The sequence below is a fragment of the Micromonospora endophytica genome, assembly GCF_003236305.1.
GTDB classification, from domain to species: domain Bacteria; phylum Actinomycetota; class Actinomycetes; order Mycobacteriales; family Micromonosporaceae; genus Micromonospora; species Micromonospora endophytica.
Map to the genome: position 1 here is coordinate 36,358 of NZ_POTX01000008.1, position 18,089 is coordinate 54,446.

Here is an 18,089-nt window from a genome sequence, read left to right on the forward strand (position 1 = left end):
CCTTGTCCGCCGTCAGACCCGGATGTCGGGCCTGTCCATCGACGTGTCGGTCCAGCGGGTCCGGGCCTCATGCATGGCCCGGACCATCTCCCGCCAGTCCGGCGGCCGGTAGCCGGTGGCCCGGGCGAACGCGTCGGCCCGCATCGAGCGGTCGCAGACGAAGCCGTCGTCCGGGACCAGCTCACCGGGCCAGCCGTACACCTCGGCGACCAGCCGTAGCAGGTCGTGCTTGGTGATCGGTTCGGCCGCGACGTGATAGAGCCCGGTCAGGTCCTTGCGGGGCAGCACCACCGTGCGCAGCAGCCGGGCGAACTCGACGGTTGTCACGCCGGTGTAGACGGCCCGGGTGAAACCGCGGACCTGACCTCGCTGGGCGAGGAACCAGTCCACCAGGGAGCGGTGCGTGGCCAACTCGTGCCCGACGATCGAGGTACGCAGAGTGAGTGCGGACGGGCCGGTGGCCTCACCGAGCAGCTTGGACCGCCCGTACAGGTCGGGCGGGTCGGGCAGGTCGTCCTCGGCGTAGCCGCCCCGCCGACCGGAGAAGACACAGTCGGTGCTGACGTGCACCAGCCGGCCGCCGAGATCGGCGCAGGCGGCGGCGAGCAGGTGGGGCAGGAGCGCGTTGAGCGTGACGGTCGGCACCGCCTCCTGCACGTCCGGCCGCTGCTTGATGACGCCGACGCAGTTGATCACGACGTCCGGCCGCAGCAGGTCGAGGAAGCGGCGCACCTCGGCGAACCCGGTGGCGTCGACACCCGTGGTGATCCGGTCGCGAAGGTGCGCCGGGAACCACCCCGCGTCGTCGTCGACGCGCCGGGCCAGGCCGTGCACGTCCAGGTCGGGATCCTCGCTCAGCTCGCGCAGGAGAGCGTGGCCAAGCATGCCGGTCACCCCGACGACGAGTACCCGCCGGGTGGCCGGGCGCGACGCGGCGTCGGCCTGGTCGCGCCGCCGGGGCACCCGTTCCGTCGCGCCGCCGCCCGCGACCGGGTCGGCACCGCGCCGCTCGGTCATGCGGGTACGACGGCGGCCGCCGCGGCCTCGAGCTGCGCCCGCACCTCGGGCAGGGTCCGCAGCAGCGCCTCGATCTCCGGTACGGACAGTCGGCGGGCGTTGTGCGAGTGAAAGTCGGCCAGCGCGCCCCGCTCGACGTTGCCCTCCTCGAAGTAGAGGGCGTAGTTCAGGTCGCGGCTGTCCACCGGCACCCGGAGGAACTCCCCCAGGTCTTCGGCGTGGGCGAGTTCCTCCCGGCTGGCCAGGGTCTCGTACAGCTTCTCCCCGTGCCGGATGCCGAGCACGTCGAACTTGGCAGGTGCCCCGAACAGGTTGCACAGCGCGGTGGCCAGGTCGCCGATGGTGCAGGCGTCGGCCTTGCGGATGAACACGTCGCCCGGCTGCCCGTGGCGGAAGGCGTGCTCGACCAGGTCGACCGACTGCGCCAACGACATCAGGAAGCGGGTCATCGACGGTTCGGTGACGGTCGGCAGCACGCCCCGGCGGATCTGCTCGATGAACAGCGGGATGACCGAGCCGCGCGAGTACATCACGTTGCCGTAGCGCACACAGCAGACCCGGGTCCGGGCCTGTGCGTTGTTCCGGGCGTGCGCCTGGGCGACCTTCTCCATCAGGGCCTTGGTCATCCCCATCGCGTTCACCGGGTAGACGGCCTTGTCGGTGCTGAGCAGCACCAGCGTCTCGACGCCGACCCGTTCGCAGGCATCGACCACGTTCGCGCTGCCGAGCACGTTCGTGCGCAGCGCCTCCAGCGGGAAGAACTCGCAGGACGGCACCTGCTTGAGGGCGGCGGCGTGGAAGACGAACTCCATGCCCCGGGCGGCCTTGAGCACGCTGTCGTAGTCCCGGACGTCGCCCACGTAGTAGCGGACCCGGTTGTCGTGCAGCCGGTGGCGCATCGCGTCCTGTTTGGACTCGTCGCGGCTGAGGACCCGCACCTCGGCGGCACCGGCGTCGAGCAGCCGGGAAACCATCGTCTGGCCGAATGAACCGGTGCCGCCGGTAATGAGAAATCGCCTGTTCGAAAGCGAGGAAATCACAGCTCCCCCTGCCTTTTCCCTGTCCGTTGTCCTGCGGTTCATCGGGGCGCATACACCGGCGAACATACCGATCCGCGACCAGTTTTGGAGCGGCTTTTCTGAATTAGAAGCAGAGTTTGACTCGGTTTTCGGGGTGGCGGGTGTCAGGTGAGCGAGTTTCATTTTGTGGTTCGTGTCGAACGGCGCGCCAGGAGATGCAAAAAAGGGGATCCGACCCAGCGGAAAATGATATGCGTATCGCATGCCAAAAGTTGCTTACCACGCGACGTGCACGGGTGCCGGGGCCTCCGGCCAGCCGAGGCCTCGGCGACGGATCTCCGAGGATTCCGCCAACCGGCGACCGTACGATCGGTGGAAGCGGCTACTCGATCTCCTGGCTGCCATCCTCGTGCTGGTCCTGGGCGCACCGCTGATGGCTCTGATTGCCCTGGTGGTGCTGGTCGCGCATGGCCGCCCAGTGCTGTTCCGGCACAAGCGACCCGGCCTGCACGGCGAGCTGTTCGAGATGGTCAAGTTCCGGACCATGCGCCACCCCGACCCGGACCGTGGACTGGTCACCGACGCGCAACGCCTGACCCGGGCCGGCCGCTGGCTGCGGGCCAGCAGCCTGGACGAGCTACCGGAGTTCTGGAATGTGCTGCGGGGGGAGATGAGCGTCGTCGGCCCCCGCCCGCACCTCGTGCAGTACCTCGATCTCTACAGCCCGGAACAGGCCCGCCGGCACGACGTACGACCCGGCATCACCGGGTTGGCGCAGGTTCGTGGCCGCAACGCGCTGGAGTGGCAGGCCAAGTTCGCCTACGACGTCGAGTACGTCGACCGGCGCTCCTTCCTGCTGGACCTCAAGATCTTGCTGGCCACCGTCTGGGTGGTGGCCAGCCGTCAGGGCATTTCCGCCCCGGGCGCGGCCACCTGGCACGAGTTCACCGGCAATCCACCGCAGTCGTCGGTTTCCGAGGCGGATCCCGCGAACCGCCGATGAGCCGGGTCCTGCTGTTCGGCGCCGGCGGGTTCCTCGGGCGGCATGTCCGGGCCCTGCTCGCCACGCACGCCGACGTCCGAGCACCCGACCGGATGGCCTGTGACCTGGTCCGCATCGACCTGCCGGCGCTGATCGCGCTGCTCGATCGGGAACGGCCCGACGTGGTGGTGGCAGCCGCTGGCCGGATCGTCGGCTCCGGGTACGACTTCGTCCGCGCGCACGTGCTGGCCACCGCCAAACTCATCGAGGCGATGGCGGCGGCCATACCGACGGCCCGGCTGGTCCGGATCGGATCGGCCGCCGAGTACGGTGCTGTGCCGGACGGCCTCGCGGTGCCAGAGGACCACCCGTGCGCGCCGGTCAGCGAGTACGGGCTCAGCCACCTGACCGCCACCCGGCTGGCGGAACTGGCTGGTGCGGCGGGCCGGCTCGACACGGTCGTGCTGCGGGTCTTCAACCCGGTCGGGCCGGGCATGCCAGCGGGCAACGTGCTCGGTCGGGTCACCGCGCTGATCAGAGCCGCTGAGGCAGCCGGGGACGACGGGATCGCGCTCGGACTGCACGACACGTACCGCGACTTCGTCGACGTGCGGGACGTGGCGTCGGCGGTCCTGGCGGCGACGCGCAGCGCGCCCACGACCGACCGCGTCGTCAACGTCGGCAGCGGCCGGGCGGTGGCCGTCCGCGACGTGGTCCGCCTGCTGGCCGAGGTGGCCGGCTTCACCGGTGACATCCGGGACGGTAGCTGCACTGCCGACGCCGGTCGCTCCGCCACCGTGCCGTGGATGCGCGCGGACACCACACGCGCCGGGCGGGTGCTCGGCTGGGCGCCCGCGTACGACCTGCGCGAGTCGCTGACCGCGCTGTGGCGTGCCGACGGCGCCGCGCCGCCGGTACGCCCGCTGGTCGAACTGGAGACGGCATGAGGCGCATGCGGATCGGCCTGCTCACGCAATGGTTCGACCCGGAACCCGGCCCGGCCGCCCTGCCCGGGATGCTCGCCACCGCCCTCGCCGCTCGGGGGCACGAGGTGCAGGTGCTCACCGGCTTCCCCAACTACCCGACCGGGCGGCTTGCCCCCGGCTACCGGATGGCCCGCCGCCGGGACGAGGCCGTCGGCGCGACCAGGATCCGGCGGGTCGCGCTCTATCCGAGTCACGACCGTTCCGCGCTGCGCCGGGTGGCCAACTACGGCTCCTTCGCGGTCTCCGCGCTGGCCTCCGGCACGCCGGTGCTGCGCGGGCTGGACGCGCTCTGGGTGGGCAACTCGCCGATCAGCGTCGCCCTGCCGATGTGGTTCGCCCGGTACGCGCACCGGGTGCCGGTGCTGCTGCACGTCCTCGACCTCTGGCCGGACAGCGTGGTGGCCAGCGGTTTCCTCGGCACCGGGCGGCTGTCCCGGACCGTGCAGCGGGGCATGGCCGGCTGGTGCGGCGCGATGTACCGCAGCGCCGCCCGCGTCGCCTGTGTCTCGCCCGGCGCCGTCGACCTGCTCGCCGCCCGGGGTGTGCCCCGGGAGAAGCTGCGGCACATCCCGATGTGGGCCGACGAGACACCCCGGCCCCGCGCCGGTGACCTGCGCGCGGAGCTGGGCCTGCGACCCGACCAGGTGGTCCTGGTGTACGCCGGTGCGCTCGGCGAGGCGCAGGGGCTCGACTCGCTCATCGACGCCTGCGCCCGGGTGGCCGACCCCCGACTGGTCTGCGTGATCGCCGGCTCCGGCACCACCGAGGAACGGCTGCGTCGCCGAGCCGAGGAACTGGGCGCGGCCAACGTGCGCTTCCTCGGGCACCTGCCCCGGGAACGGATGCCCGCGCTGATGGCCACCGGCGACGTGCACTACGTGAGCCTGCGGCCGGGCGGCATGTCGGCGTACACCATGCCGAGCAAGGTGCAGGCCACCCTGGCCGCCGGACGGGCGCTGCTGGTGGCCGCCGAGGGCGACGCCGCCGACGTGGCCCGCGACAGCGGAGCCGGGATCACCGCCCGGCCCGGCGACCCCGACTCGATCGCCGCCGCGCTGCGCGAACTCTGCGGCCTGGGCCGGGAGAAGCTCGACCTGCTCGGGCAGGCCGGTCGGCAGCACTACGAGCGGGTCTTCTCGGTTGCCGCAGGTGCGCAACGGGTGGAGCGGGCGCTGTCCGAGGTGGTCCACGTCCACCGACGCTGACGGCTGCCCGGCCTCGGACGGTCATGGTCGGGTCGCTTCGTCAGGGCCAGTCGTCACCGGCGGCGAGCCGCCGGTCGAGCAGCTCCGCAAGCGGCAGCGACTCGCCGTCCCGGCCGCCCCGGCCGACCACCAGCGGCGGCGGCACCGGCGGGCAGACCGTGCCGAACAGCAGCGCACGCAGACTGTTCGGCACGGTCAGCAGATAGAAGTTCCCCCGGGTGTCGACCGCTCGGGACCGCGCCCGGTCGACGTACCAGCCGGTCAGCCCGGTGCGGTAGCGGTGCCGCCCGTCGTACGACGTCACCCGCAGCCGCTCCGGGCGCAGCCCGCGTGCGGTCGCGTCGGCGGCGAAGCGGTGCACCAGCTCCGCCGCCGCGGCCTGCTCCACGGCCTGGGCCCGGGACTCGGCCTCGGCGTGCGCGTGCACCGCCCGCCGCCGCTGCTCCCGCCAGTCCTCGTCGCCCGCCATGGCGCTCACCGTACGCCGCCCACCGGGGAAGGACTCAGGCCAGTCCGGCCCGACGCAACGCCTCGGCCATCGCGTCGTTCGCCGGCCCGGCCGGACCCCGGCTCTGCCGCTGCTGCGGGCCGCCGCGCTGCCCACCCCGCTCACCACGACCGCCGCCGCGTCCACCCTGTCCACCACTGCCCTGCCCGCCGCCGTCCCGGCCGCGTCCGCCCTGCCCTCCGCCGTCCCCGTTTTCCCGACCGGCCTGGTTCTCCGGACGGCCCGGGTTCTCCCGACCACCGCGCTCGCGCGTGCCTGCGCGTGCGGCCTCCGCGTCGTCGTCCAGCCGCAGCGTCAACGAGATGCGCTTACGTGGTACGTCCACGTCCAGCACCTTGACCTTGACCACGTCGCCGGACTTGACCACCTCACGCGGATCCTTGACGAAGGTGCGCGACATCGCCGACACGTGCACCAGCCCGTCCTGGTGCACCCCGACGTCCACGAACGCGCCGAAGGCGGCCACGTTGGTGACCACACCCTCCAGCACCATCCCCGGCGTCAGGTCGCTGATCTTCTCGACGCCCTCGACGAAGGTCGCGGTCTTGAACTCCGGTCGCGGGTCACGACCCGGCTTCTCCAGCTCAGCGAGGATGTCGGTGACGGTGGGCAGGCCGAACGTGTCGTCGACGAAGTCGGTGGCCCGCAGCCCACGCAGGATCGCGCTTTTGCCGATCACCGACCGCAGGTCCTGGCCGGTGGAGGTGAGGATCCGCCGCACCACCGGATACGCCTCGGGGTGCACGCTCGAGGAGTCCAGCGGGTCGTCGCCGCCGGGGATGCGCAGGAAGCCGGCGCACTGCTCGAACGCCTTCGGGCCCAGCCGGGCCACCTTCTTCAGCTCGGCCCGGGTGCGGAACGGCCCGTTGGCGTCGCGGTGCAGCACGATGTTCTCGGCCAGCCCGGCACCGATGCCGGAGACCCGGGTGAGCAGGGGAGCGGAGGCGGTGTTGACGTCCACCCCGACGGCGTTCACGCAGTCCTCCACCACCGCGTCCAGCGACCGGGAGAGCTTCACCTCGGACAGGTCGTGCTGGTACTGCCCGACGCCGATCGACCGCGGGTCGATCTTCACCAGCTCGGCGAGCGGGTCCTGGAGCCGCCGGGCGATGGAGACCGCGCCGCGCAGCGACACGTCCAACCCGGGCAACTCCTGGGACGCGTACGCCGAAGCCGAGTAGACCGAGGCGCCGGCCTCGGAGACCACGATCTTGGTCAGCTTCAGCTCGGGATGCCGCTTGATCAGGTCGGCGGCCAGCTTGTCGGTCTCCCGGCTGGCGGTGCCGTTACCGATGGCGACCAGTTCGACCCCGTGCTTCGCGGCCAACGTGGCGAGGGTGTGCAGGGAGGCGTCCCACTGCCGGCGCGGCTCGTGCGGATAGATCGTGTCAGTGGCCACCACCTTGCCGGTCGCGTCCACCACTGCCACCTTCACCCCGGTCCGCAGCCCCGGGTCCAGCCCCATCGTGGGCCGGGCACCGGCCGGTGCGGCCAGCAGCAGGTCGCGCAGGTTGGTGGCGAAGACCCGGACGGCCTCCTCCTCGGCCGCCTGCCACAGCCGCATCCGCAGGTCCGCGCCGAGATGAATCAGGATCCGGGTACGCCAGGCCCAGCGCACCGTGTCGCCCAGCCACTTGTCGGCGGGCCGGCCGGCATCGCGCACCCCGAACCGGCCGGCGATCGCGGCCTCGTACCGGGTCGGGCCGGTCACGGGCGCGTCGACGTCACCGTCGGCCTCCGGGTCCATGGTCAGGTCGAGCACACCCTCCTTCTCGCCCCGGAACATCGCGAGGATCCGGTGCGAGGGCAGCTTCGGGTACGGCTCGGCGAAGTCGAAGTAGTCGGCGAACTTCGCCCCGGCGCTCTCCTGTCCCTCGCGTACCTTGGCCACCAGCCGGCCCCGCGACCACATCTGCTCGCGCAGCGTGCCGATCAGGTCGGCGTCCTCGGCGAAGCGTTCGATCAGGATGGCCCGCGCCCCGTCCAGCGCGGCGGCGGCGTCGGCCACCCCCTTGTCCGCGTCGACGTATCCGGCCGCCGTCTCGCGCGGATCCCGCGACGGGTCGCCGAGCAGCGCTTCCGCGAGCGGCTCCAACCCGGCCTCGCGGGCGATCTGCGCCCGGGTCCGCCGCTTGGGCTTGTACGGCAGGTAGATGTCCTCCAGCCGGGACTTCGAGTCGGCCGCCATGATCTGCGCTTCGAGGGCCTCGTCCAGCTTGCCCTGGGTGCGGATCGACTCCAGCACCGCCGCCCGGCGCTCGTCCAGCTCGCGCAGGTAGCGCAGCCGCTCCTCCAGCGTGCGCAGCTGGGTGTCGTCGAGCAGGCCGGTGGCCTCCTTGCGGTACCGGGCGATGAACGGCACGGTCGCGCCGCCGTCGAGCAGCTCCACGGCCGCGCGTACCTGGCGCTCGGCGACGCCGAGTTCCTCGGCGATGCGCTGATGAACAGTGAGGGTCACGATGTGGCTCCGCCTTCGGGTGTGGGTTCCGTGGTGCATTCTGCCGGGCTACCGTGGCGATCATGGAACCACCTGTGGAGCCGCGCGCCAGGCGTCTCTTCGGCGGCAGCGCCCGGGCCCTCGGCGACCTCGCGACCAGCCCGTTCCGCGCCGACCGGGACCGCATCGTCGGCTCGCCGTTCTTCACCCGGCTGGGTGGCGTCACCCAGGTGATCAGTCCGGGCGGGTCGGGACTGCTGGTGCACAACCGGCTCACCCACAGCCTGAAGGTGGCCCAGGTAGCCCGCGCCATCGCCGAACGGCTCACCGCCGACGACTGGCAACGTGACCTGGTGGAGAAGCTGGGCGGCTGCGACCCGGACGTGGTGGAGGCCGCCGCGCTCGCCCACGACCTCGGTCACCCGCCCTTCGGGCATCTGGGGGAGCGGGTGCTGGACCGGCTGGCCCGGCACCGGCTCGGCCTCACCGACGGGTTCGAGGGCAACGCCCAGTCGTACCGGATCGTCACCTCCACCGAGATCCGTGGCGCGGCCACCACCGGCCTGGACCTGACCGCGGCGGTGCGGGCGGCGATGCTGAAATACCCGTGGACGAGGCTCGACCATCCCGACCCGCATCCGCGTCTGATGGACCCGCCGCCGCGCGGGGCGAGTGCGCCGCCGGACGACCCGGAGAGCGGCTCGGCGAAGTTCGGGGCGTACCGCACCGAGCTGGACGACCTGCGGCAGGCCCGCGCGCCGTTCGCCGGCCGGATCGCCGACTGGCAGCAGACCGTCGAGGCGTCGGTGATGGACACCGCCGACGACATCGCGTACGCCATCCACGACGTGGAGGACTTCTACCGGGTCGGCGTGCTCCAGCAGGGCGCGGTGGCCGCCGAACTGATGGCCTGGCAGCGCGAGGGGGCGAGCCTGCGCGCCATCACCGACGCCGCGCTCACCGCCTCGGCCCGGCGGCCCGGCGCGGCGATCGAACGGCTGCGCCGCCAACTGCACCACAAGGACGGCTGGATCGCCGCCGACGACGCGTTCGCCGCCGCCGTCGAACACGTCCGCGAGGAACTGGTGGAGGGGCTGCTCGCGCTGCCGTTCGACGGTTCGATCGAGGCCGAACAGTACGTGGCCCGCTTCTCCGCCCGCTGGACCACCCGCTTGGTCGACGCGATCACCGTGGTCGAGGCCCCGTCGATGCGCTCCGGGCACGTGCTGCTGGCCCCGGCGCAGTGGCACGAGGTGCAGGTGCTCAAGTTCGTCCACCACCGCTTCGTGCTGGCCCGCCCCGACCTGGCGTTGCACCAGCGCGGCCAGGCCCGACTGCTCGGCACGCTGGTCGAGGCGCTGCTGGAATGGCTGCTCGACCCGGAGGAGGAGTCTCGGCTGCCCCGGCGGCTGCACGACCTGGTGGAGTTGGCCGAGGCGGAGCTGCACCCGCGTACCCCGGACCGGATCGGCAAGGCCCGGGGCCGCGCCATCGTGGATTTCGTCGCCCAGCTCACCGACGGGCAGGCGGTGGCGATGCTGGACGCCCTCTCCGGCCGCTCCGGCGCCCTCTGGACCGACGCCTTCGTCCTCTGACAGTGATGAAAGGAAGGGCCCCCTGCTAACGCCTGCGGTATAGCAGGGGACCCTTCCTCACGTCGTCCGGGAAGCTCAGGCGACACCTCGATACGCCTCGGTCGTTGACCTGGCCGGTTGCGTGCATCCGTTGGCGGGTGCCCGTGGCCTGTGGGAATCGCACGGGCGGGAGGAGCCGGAGCGTGGACAGCAGGATCTGGACCGACGGGCAGACTCGCCTCGACCTGATCGGCCACTCGCCCTGGCCCCCCTCCAGGCTGCTGTCGGCCCTGGTCGCAGGTGAGCGTGTGGGGGACCTGCCCGGAGACTTCGTCCTGATCGCCAGTCGCCCGGACGGTGGTCCGCAACTGATCGCCACCTCCGTGTTGGGGACGCGGCCCTACTTCTACCTTGATCGGCCCGGTACGCCCCACCACGGTAGAGACCTGTTCGCCCTGGCCCGGTCGGCTCGGCTCCCGTGGCGTTGGAACCTCGACGCGCTGCGCGGGGTCGCCTGGTTCGGCCACACGGTAGGAACCCACACGCTGCATCCCGAGATTCAGCGGGTGCCGCCCGCCTCGGTGTTGATTCATAGCGGGAGTCACTGGCGGGTGACGGCCGACCCGTTCTGGGACGACACGTTCGGCACTCCGCGGATCGGACTCGACGACGCGGTCGACATCTTTGACACCGTGCTCGACGAGCAGTTGGCCCATCGGCCGCTGATCTCCCTCACCGCCGGGTTCGACTCCCGGGCCCTGTTGGCACGTGCGTTGGCGGTCGGCCTGACTCCCGACGCCCTCACGATGGGGCATGGACGCAGCACCGACGTGGTGATCGCCACGCGGATCGCTGAGGCCACTGGCCTCAAGCACTCCGTCGTGCAGCTGGAGGCCGAGGACTACTTCCGGCACGCCGCCCTGATCACCAGACTCACCGGGGGTACGAAGACCATCGGCAACTGGCACGCGTTCTTCTACTGTCAGGATCGGCCGCCGAACGAACCCCACCTGGTCGGCTCGAACGGCGAGTTCGCCCGGACATTCTTCTGGGACAAGGGGGTGCTCGCCCGTGGCGTGGGCCTGGGTGGGCGACTGGCCGCCCGCGCCTACTGGGCTGCCAGAATCGGCGGACGGGCCCGGCGGATGGCCGCGTTCCTACCGTTCCTGACACCGAACGGCAGGACTGACGCGATCGCCTTCAGCGAGCGGTCGCTGCGGCTCGTCACGACCACGCGTGCCGACGGCCTGGACGTCCTCGACCGGTTCTACGCCACCGAACGGGTGCGGCATTTCATCGGTAACGGCCTGAATCTGTGCGGCTACTTCACGGCGCCGATGTCGCCGTTCCTGGATGCCCGGGTCATCCGGGCGGTCGCCGCGCTGCCGCGTACCGAGAAGTTGGGTAGCAACTTCCACCGTAGGGTGATCGCGCGCAACGCCCCGCAGCTGATGGCCTTTCCGGTGGGCGGTACCCCCGTCCGCCACCGGGCCGAGGCCGGTTACTGGCGTCGCCGCCAGCAGGACTGGGTGCCGTACTCGCCGATGGCGGGCGTCTACGGTGACCCCCGCACCGGCGAGATACTGCGGGACTCGCCGCACATCGCTCACTTCCTCTCGGCCGCCGACCGGGAGCACGTGGCCGTGGCGGGCGCCACCGAGGTGCAGGAGTTCCTCCTGACGCTGCACTTCGCGGGCGAGGCGGCAGGCGCCGCCTGACGCGCCGGACGACCGGTCAGGCGACCGCCTGCCACCAACCGTCGACCGGCGGCGGGTCGTCCACCACGACCCGCTCGCCGGGTCGGGGCACGGCCAGCCGGACGTCGCGGGCCTTCGCCTCGGCCCAGAGCCGGTCCACCGGCTCGGACCAGTCGTGCAGCGCGAGGTTGAACGTCGCCCAGTGCACCGGCACGAACAGCCCGCCGCGTAGGTCCAGGTGGGCGGCGACGGCCTCCTCCGGGAACATGTGGATCCCCGGCCAGGCCCGGTCGTACGCGCCGATCTGCACCAGCGTCGCGTCGAACGGCCCGTGCGCCGCCCCGATCTCGGCGTACCCGTCGAAGTAGCCGGAGTCCCCGGTGTAGTAGACCTTCCGCTGCCGACCGGAGACCACCCAGGAACTCCAGAGCGTGCCGTTGCGTCGTAGTCCCCGGCCGGAGAAGTGCTGCGCGGCGGTGCAGGTGATCTCCAGGTCGGCCACCCGGTGCGTCTGCGACCAGTCCAGTTCGATTACCCGGTGCGCCGGCACACCCCACCGGTCGAGGTGCGCGCCGACACCGAGCGGCACCAGGAACGGCGCCGACTGTCGGGCGGTCAGCTCCCGCACGGTGGCCATGTCGAGGTGGTCGTAGTGGTCATGGGAGATCAGGATCGCGTCGAGCTGCGGCAGTTCGTCGAGGCGTACCGGCGGCTCGTGCAGGCGACGCGGACCGACCGCGTCCGACGGCGAGCACCTGTCGCTCCAGACCGGGTCGAGCAGCACCCGACGGCCCTCGATCTCGATGAGCGTGGAGGCGTGGCCGTACCAGACGAGGTTCAGCTCGCGGGCCCGGTCGACGTCCGGTGCGGGCGTCGGGCGGACCAGCGGCACGGCACCGGTCGGCCGGCGCTGCTGCTTACCGAAGATCATCTCGCGGAACAGGTTGCTGTCCGGGACGGGCGCCGTCCGGGTGCCCGTCCGGTTGTGGAACGTCCCGTCGTGGAACTGCGGCGACCGGGCCGCCCGTTCCGCCCGCGCCCCGGCCAGTCGGCCACCGAGCGCGGCCGGTACGCCCCGGGCCGCCCACGCCAGCCCGGCCAGCCCGGCCACCACGGCCACCCCGACCACCGATCCACCGATGCGTCGGCCGGTGACTCGTCCTGTCGGCTCCTTCGGCGCATGCATGGTTGCCCCCCTCTGCTGATCCCCGCAGTCCACGCTAGCCCTCGCCGCCCGGTTCAGCTGTGGATGGCGGGGCGGAGGGGGCGAGGCTCGCCCGAGCCCAGCCGGTCGGTCAGGTCCAGCAGCCGCCGGCCCAACCGGGCCCGGGCCTGCACGGCGGGGTGGGTCGCCCCGAAGCCGTCCGCCCCCGGTTGGCCGGCGGCGAAGAAGGCGTACGTCAGCCGGGGCGTCCCGGTCGTGTCGAAGATCACCCCGGCCTCGTGTCGGGCGTCGCGGAACCAGCCGGCCTTGGTGGCGATCCGGGCTCGCTCGGCCGAGGACATGCTGCGCCGGATGCCGTCGGTGAACGCCACCGGTGAGCGCAGCAGCCGCAGCACGAACGCCGTCGAGGCGGGGGAGAGCAGGGTGCCGCCGACGAGTGCCCGCAGCAGGTCGTGCGTCTCGCGGGCCGTACTGGTGCCGAGGTGGAACCGGGGCGAGTCGGCCACCGGCTGCACAGCCGTGTCCGGGAAGCCCTTCGCCACCAGGATCCGGTTGACCTCGACGGCCGGGCAGACCAGCGCGCACAGCTGCACCGCGACGTCGTCGGAGACGGTGAGCAGGTTCGCCAGCACGTGCCCCACCGTCACCCGGCTGGGGTGGAACATCTCGTACGCCTGCGGGGCCTGCTCCAGCGGCAGCCGGTGGGTGCGCAGGTCCGAGACACCGAGCGGGTCCTCGTCGGTGAGCAGCGGGACGATCTCGTCGGTCCACCGGCGTACGTGGCACTGGCCCATCCGCAACTGGATGCCCCGGTCGAACATCTCCATCAACGGCAGCGGGTCGACCTCGCCGCCGTACACCCCGGAGATCGAGACCGTGCCGCCGCGCCGGACGGCCTTCATCGCGTCGCGTCCTTGCCCTCGGCGGTCACCTGGGTGGTCTGAAGCCCTCCGAATCGCCACAGAACCGCAGCCACAACTCCATGATCGGGCGCATGCTGCGGGTGCGGGCCGGGTGTGCGAACGGCCGCCGTGCCGGGGGTGGCAGGGCGGCCGTTCGACGTGGCCAGGCGCGGGGGTGGGCCGCAAAGGTCAAGCGCCGGGGACCAGGTGCGGGGTCGGGCCCAACAGGTCGAAGCCCGATGGGTCAGGTGCCGGGGGTGTTGTCGCCGCTCTTGGTGGTGGCGGTCAGGTAGTCGCGGTTGAGGCGGCCGATGGTGCTCAGCGGGATGCCCTTCGGGCAGACCACAGTGCACTCGCCGGCGTTGGTGCAGCCGCCGAAGCCGGCCTCGTCGTGCGCGTCCACCATGCCGATGACCCGGGTGTGGCGCTCCGGCTGGCCCTGGGGGAGCAGCGAGAGCTGGGTTACCTTGGCGGCGGTGAAGAGCATGGCGGAGCCGTTCGGGCAGGCCGCCACGCAGGCGCCGCAGCCGATGCAGGCGGCCGAGGAGAACGCGGCGTCCGCGTTCGCCTTGGCCACCGGCACCGAATGGGCCTCGGGCGCGCTGCCGGTCGGTGCGGTGATGTACCCGCCAGCCGCGATGATCTTGTCGAAGGCGCCCCGGTTGACCACCAGGTCCTTGATGACCGGGAAGGCGCGGGCCCGCCACGGCTCGATGTCGATGGTGTCGCCGTCTTTGAACTGCCGCATGTGCAACTGGCAGGCGGTGGTGCCGCGCTGCGGCCCGTGCGCGTTGCCGTTGATCATCAGGCCACACATGCCGCAGATGCCCTCGCGGCAGTCGTGGTCGAAGGCGACCGGCTCCTCGCCGTCGAGGATGAGCCGCTCGTTGAGTACGTCGAGCATCTCCAGGAACGACATGTCCGGGGAGACGTCGTCGACCTGGTAGGTCACCATCCGACCCTGGTCCGAAGGGCCGGACTGGCGCCAGATGCGCAGGGTCAAATTCACTTGTAGCTCCGCTGCGTGGGGTGGACGTATTCGAAGTTCAGGTCTTCCTTGTGCAGCACCGAGGGCTGCCCGGTGGCGGTGAACTCCCACGCGGCGACGTACGAGAAGTGCTCGTCGTCGCGCTCGGCCTCGCCGTCGGCGCTCTGGTGCTCGGCCCGGAAGTGGCCGCCGCAGGACTCCTCGCGGTGCAGGGCGTCGATGCACATCAGCTCGGCCAGCTCGAAGAAGTCGGCCACCCGGCCGGCCTTCTCCAGCGACTGGTTGAGCCCCTCACCGTCGCCGGGCACCCGCACCCGCTGCCAGAACTGGTCACGCAGGGCACGAATCTCGTCGATCGCCTTGCGCAGCCCGGCATCGGAGCGCTCCATGCCGCAGTGCTCCCACATGATCTGGCCCAGCTCACGGTGGAACGAGTCCACCGTGCGGTCGCCGTTGATGGCGAGCAGCCGCTGGATCCGGTCCTCCACGTCGCGGCGCGCCTCGATCGCCGCCGGGTGGGTGCCGTCGACCGCCTCGAACGGGCCGGCGGCCAGGTAGTTGGCGATCGTGTTGGGCAGCACGAAGTACCCGTCCGCCAGGCCCTGCATCAGCGCCGAGGCGCCGAGCCGGTTCGCGCCGTGGTCGGAGAAGTTCGCCTCGCCGATCACGAACAGCCCGGGAATCGTCGACTGGAGGTCGTAGTCGACCCAGAGACCGCCCATGGTGTAGTGCACGGCGGGGTAGATTCGCATCGGGACCTCGTACGGGTCCTCGCCGGTGATCCGCTCGTACATCTCGAACAGGTTGCCGTACTTGGCCTCGATGGCCTTGCGGCCGAGCCGGGAGATGGCGTCGGAGAAGTCGAGGTAGACGCCGAGCTTGGTCGGGCCGACGCCCCGGCCCTCGTCACAGACGTTCTTGGCGGCGCGGGAGGCGATGTCCCGGGGCACCAGGTTGCCGAAGGAGGGGTAGATCCGCTCCAGGTAGTAGTCCCGCTCGTCCTCGGGGATGTCGCGGGGGGCGCGGTCGTCATCCTTGGCCTTCGGTACCCAGACCCGGCCGTCGTTGCGCAGCGACTCGCTCATCAGGGTCAGCTTCGACTGGTGGTCGCCGGAGACCGGGATGCAGGTCGGGTGGATCTGCGTGTAGCAGGGGTTGGCGAAGTACGCGCCCTTGCGATGCGCCCGCCAGGTGGCGGTGACGTTGCAGCCCTTGGCGTTCGTGGAGAGGTAGAAGACGTTGCCGTAGCCGCCGGAGGCGAGCACCACGGCGTCGGCGAACTCGCTGCTGATCTCGCCGGTGACCATGTCCCGAACCACGATGCCCCGGGCCTTGCCGTCGATGACGATCAGCTCCAGCATCTCGTGCCGGGCGTTCATCTCCACGTTGCCCAGGCCGATCTGCCGCTCCAGCGCCTGGTACGCGCCGAGCAGCAACTGCTGGCCCGTCTGACCCCGGGCGTAGAAGGTGCGCTGCACCTGGGCGCCGCCGAAGGAGCGGGTGTCGAGCAGGCCGCCGTACTCGCGGGCGAAGGGCACACCCTGGGCGACGCACTGGTCGATGATGTTCGCCGAGACCTCGGCCAGCCGGTGTACGTTCGACTCGCGCGAGCGGAAGTCGCCGCCCTTGACGGTGTCGTAGAAGAGCCGGTGCACCGAGTCGCCGTCGTTGCGGTAGTTCTTGGCGGCGTTGATGCCACCCTGGGCGGCGATCGAGTGCGCCCGGCGCGGGCTGTCCTGGTAGCAGTAGGACTTGACCCGGTAACCCTGCTCGGCGAGGGTGGCCGCGGCAGAGCCACCGGCCAGGCCGGTGCCGACGACGATCACCGTCATCTTGCGCCGGTTGGCCGGGTTGACCAGCTTGGCCTCGAAGCGGCGGCGTTCCCAACGGGTCTCGATCGGACCCTCGGGAGCCTTGGTGTCGGCGACCGGGTCGCCCTCGATGTACAGCTCCATGATCAGGACACCAATCCGGTGAGTACGGCGAACGGGACCACGAGGTAGCCGACGCAGAGCACGACGGCGAAGACCAGCGCCACCGCGCGGGCACGCTGCTCGCCGCGCGGGGTCTGCTGACCGAGGCTGCGTACCGCGCTGAACACGCCGTGCCGCAGGTGGAAGCCGAGGGCGACGATCGCCAGGGTGTAGAACAGGGTGACGTACCAGCGTTCCGGCGCGAAGTCGGCGACCACGTTGGCGTACGGCCGGGACGGGTCGCCGACCGGGTTCAGGGTGCCGGTGGTCAGGTCGAGGATGTGGTAGATCACGAAGAGCAGGATGATCACGCCGCCCCAGCGCATGGTGCGGGCCGCGTAGCTGCCCTGGACCTTCTTGCGGTGGGCGTAGCGCACCGGGCGGGCGGCGCGGGCGCGCAGCGCGAGCACCGTGGCGGCCCAGATGTGCCCGAGCACCGCGACCAGGAGCCCGACCCGCATGATCCACAGGAACCAGACGTCCGGCAGCACCGGGGTGCCGATCTCGCGCAACCAGTGCGCGTAGCCGTTGAACGATGCGTCGCCCGCGAAGACCTTCAGGTTGCCGAGCATGTGCGCGATGAGGAACAGCACCAGCATGATGCCCGTCACCGCCATGACGGCCTTCAGGCCGACATTGGATCGGATGGGCGACCGGGTTCTTGTCGTGACTGCCACGCGACCGACGCTAGGAGTACTTCGATCAGTCGTCCAATGCATCGACACCGCAGTCTTGATAGCCATAGGCTATGTAGATGCAGCTCCATCAGCTGAAGTACTTCGTCGCGGTGGCTGAAGTACGACATTTCACCCAGGCGGCCGACATCGTCGGGATAACCCAGCCCTCGTTGAGTAAGCAAATTCACGCCCTGGAGGACACCCTCGGTGCGCCGCTCTTCGAGCGGGTAAGGGGCAACATCACCCTGACCGTCGCCGGGGAGGTGCTGCTGCCGCTGGCCAAGCGGATCCTCGCCGACGTCGAGACCGCCACCCGCGAGGTGCAGGAGTTGGTCGGCCTGCGGCGCGGTCGGGTCCGCCTCGGCGCCACCCCCAGCCTGGCCACCTCCCTCGCGCCACCGGTGCTGCGCCGGTTCCGCGACGCCCATCCCACAGTGGACTTGCGGGTGGAGGAGGGCGGCTCCCAGGACCTGGTCCGCGACCTGCTCCGCGGTGATCTGGACCTGGCGCTGATCATCATGCCCGCGCACGGCACCGACCCGGGGCTGCGGGTCGACCCGATCCTGACCGAGAGCCTGGTGGTCGCCTCCGTCGACCCGCTGCCGACCGCCTCGCCGACCGGCGAGCTGCGCATCACTGACCTGCGCGACCAACCCCTGGTGATGTTCCGCGAGGGGTACGACCTGCGCGATGCGACCCTTCAGGCATGCCGGGAGGCCGGGTTCGAGCCGACCCTCTCGGTGGACGGCGGGGAGATGGACGCCGTGCTTAGCTTCGTGGAGGCCGGGCTCGGCGTCGCCCTGGTGCCCGGCATCGTGGTGGCCCGCCGCCCTGGCATCCGGGTCACCCGGCTCGCCCCGCCGGGCGTACGGCGCACCATAGTGGTGGCCCGCCGCCACGACGTGGTCCCCACCCACGCAGGCCGCGAACTACGCCGCATCCTCCTCGACTACGTCCAC

15 protein-coding genes are annotated in these 18,089 nt (G+C 71.3%); 6 read left to right on the top strand and 9 right to left on the bottom strand.

What is annotated here, in order from left to right; genetic code table 11:
- Positions 1–12: 12 nt before the first annotated feature.
- Entirely contained in the window at positions 13–1,017 is a 1,005-nt protein-coding gene (locus tag C1I93_RS02450; RefSeq protein WP_111241552.1) for a dTDP-4-dehydrorhamnose reductase family protein, read from the bottom strand.
- Positions 1,014–2,099 carry a polysaccharide biosynthesis protein gene (locus tag C1I93_RS02455; RefSeq protein ID WP_111241553.1) on the bottom strand — a complete coding sequence of 362 codons (1,086 nt, stop codon included), beginning with the start codon at positions 2,097–2,099 and terminating at the stop codon, positions 1,014–1,016. The genes C1I93_RS02450 and C1I93_RS02455 overlap by 4 nt, the downstream gene beginning before the upstream one ends.
- Before the next feature lie 346 nt (positions 2,100–2,445).
- Here C1I93_RS02455 and C1I93_RS02460 point away from each other — a divergent pair, with 346 nt between their 5' ends.
- Genes C1I93_RS02460 through C1I93_RS02470 form a run of 3 tightly spaced genes read left to right on the top strand, consistent with a single transcriptional unit; the run spans position 2,446 to position 5,209 of the window.
- The gene (locus tag C1I93_RS02460; protein ID WP_498070716.1) at positions 2,446–3,039 is read left to right on the top strand and encodes a sugar transferase; all 594 of its coding nucleotides are present in this window, start codon (positions 2,446–2,448) and stop codon (positions 3,037–3,039) included.
- Positions 3,036–3,965, top strand: a complete 930-nt coding sequence (locus tag C1I93_RS02465) for an NAD-dependent epimerase/dehydratase family protein (protein ID WP_111241555.1) — start codon at positions 3,036–3,038, stop codon at positions 3,963–3,965. Before C1I93_RS02460 ends, C1I93_RS02465 begins: the two co-directional genes overlap by 4 nt.
- Positions 3,962–5,209, top strand: a complete 1,248-nt coding sequence (locus C1I93_RS02470; protein ID WP_111241556.1) for a glycosyltransferase family 4 protein — start codon at positions 3,962–3,964, stop codon at positions 5,207–5,209. The genes C1I93_RS02465 and C1I93_RS02470 overlap by 4 nt, the downstream gene beginning before the upstream one ends.
- Positions 5,210–5,249: 40 nt before the next feature.
- Here the strand turns inward: C1I93_RS02470 and C1I93_RS02475 are convergent, their stop codons facing one another.
- Both C1I93_RS02475 and C1I93_RS02480 read right to left on the bottom strand, forming a co-directional pair.
- Positions 5,250–5,678 carry a hypothetical protein gene (locus tag C1I93_RS02475; RefSeq protein WP_111241557.1) on the bottom strand — a complete coding sequence of 143 codons (429 nt, stop codon included), beginning with the start codon at positions 5,676–5,678 and terminating at the stop codon, positions 5,250–5,252.
- A gap of 34 nt (positions 5,679–5,712) precedes the next feature.
- The gene (locus C1I93_RS02480; protein WP_111241558.1) at positions 5,713–8,175 is read right to left on the bottom strand and encodes a Tex family protein; all 2,463 of its coding nucleotides are present in this window, start codon (positions 8,173–8,175) and stop codon (positions 5,713–5,715) included.
- Between the two features lie 62 nt (positions 8,176–8,237).
- On the opposite strand from C1I93_RS02480, the gene C1I93_RS02485 reads away from it, so the two are divergent.
- Both C1I93_RS02485 and C1I93_RS02490 read left to right on the top strand, forming a co-directional pair.
- Positions 8,238–9,749, top strand: coding sequence for a deoxyguanosinetriphosphate triphosphohydrolase family protein (locus tag C1I93_RS02485; protein WP_111241559.1), 1,512 nt, complete (start codon positions 8,238–8,240; stop codon positions 9,747–9,749).
- Between the two features lie 182 nt (positions 9,750–9,931).
- The gene (locus tag C1I93_RS02490; RefSeq protein WP_111241560.1) at positions 9,932–11,446 is read left to right on the top strand and encodes an asparagine synthetase B family protein; all 1,515 of its coding nucleotides are present in this window, start codon (positions 9,932–9,934) and stop codon (positions 11,444–11,446) included.
- 16 nt (positions 11,447–11,462) lie between these two features.
- On the opposite strand, the gene C1I93_RS02495 is transcribed toward C1I93_RS02490, so the two are convergent.
- The 5 genes from C1I93_RS02495 to C1I93_RS02515 all read right to left on the bottom strand — a co-directional run bounded on the left by C1I93_RS02495 (position 11,463) and on the right by C1I93_RS02515 (position 17,130).
- Positions 11,463–12,611 carry an MBL fold metallo-hydrolase gene (locus C1I93_RS02495; RefSeq protein WP_111241561.1) on the bottom strand — a complete coding sequence of 383 codons (1,149 nt, stop codon included), beginning with the start codon at positions 12,609–12,611 and terminating at the stop codon, positions 11,463–11,465.
- Positions 12,612–12,664: 53 nt separating this feature from the next.
- Positions 12,665–13,492 carry a serine hydrolase gene (locus C1I93_RS02500; RefSeq protein WP_181444982.1) on the bottom strand — a complete coding sequence of 276 codons (828 nt, stop codon included), beginning with the start codon at positions 13,490–13,492 and terminating at the stop codon, positions 12,665–12,667.
- Positions 13,493–13,736: 244 nt separating this feature from the next.
- Complete coding sequence (locus tag C1I93_RS02505; RefSeq protein ID WP_111241562.1) at positions 13,737–14,501, bottom strand: succinate dehydrogenase/fumarate reductase iron-sulfur subunit; 765 nt, start codon at positions 14,499–14,501, stop codon at positions 13,737–13,739.
- Positions 14,498–16,435, bottom strand: coding sequence for a fumarate reductase/succinate dehydrogenase flavoprotein subunit (locus tag C1I93_RS02510; protein ID WP_111241563.1), 1,938 nt, complete (start codon positions 16,433–16,435; stop codon positions 14,498–14,500). Before C1I93_RS02510 ends, C1I93_RS02505 begins: the two co-directional genes overlap by 4 nt.
- A gap of 2 nt (positions 16,436–16,437) precedes the next feature.
- Complete coding sequence (locus tag C1I93_RS02515) at positions 16,438–17,130, bottom strand: succinate dehydrogenase cytochrome b subunit (protein ID WP_223256355.1); 693 nt, start codon at positions 17,128–17,130, stop codon at positions 16,438–16,440.
- Between the two features lie 77 nt (positions 17,131–17,207).
- On the opposite strand from C1I93_RS02515, the gene C1I93_RS02520 reads away from it, so the two are divergent.
- The coding region (locus C1I93_RS02520) for a LysR family transcriptional regulator (RefSeq protein ID WP_111241564.1) at positions 17,208–18,089 on the top strand (882 nt) is incomplete at its 3' end.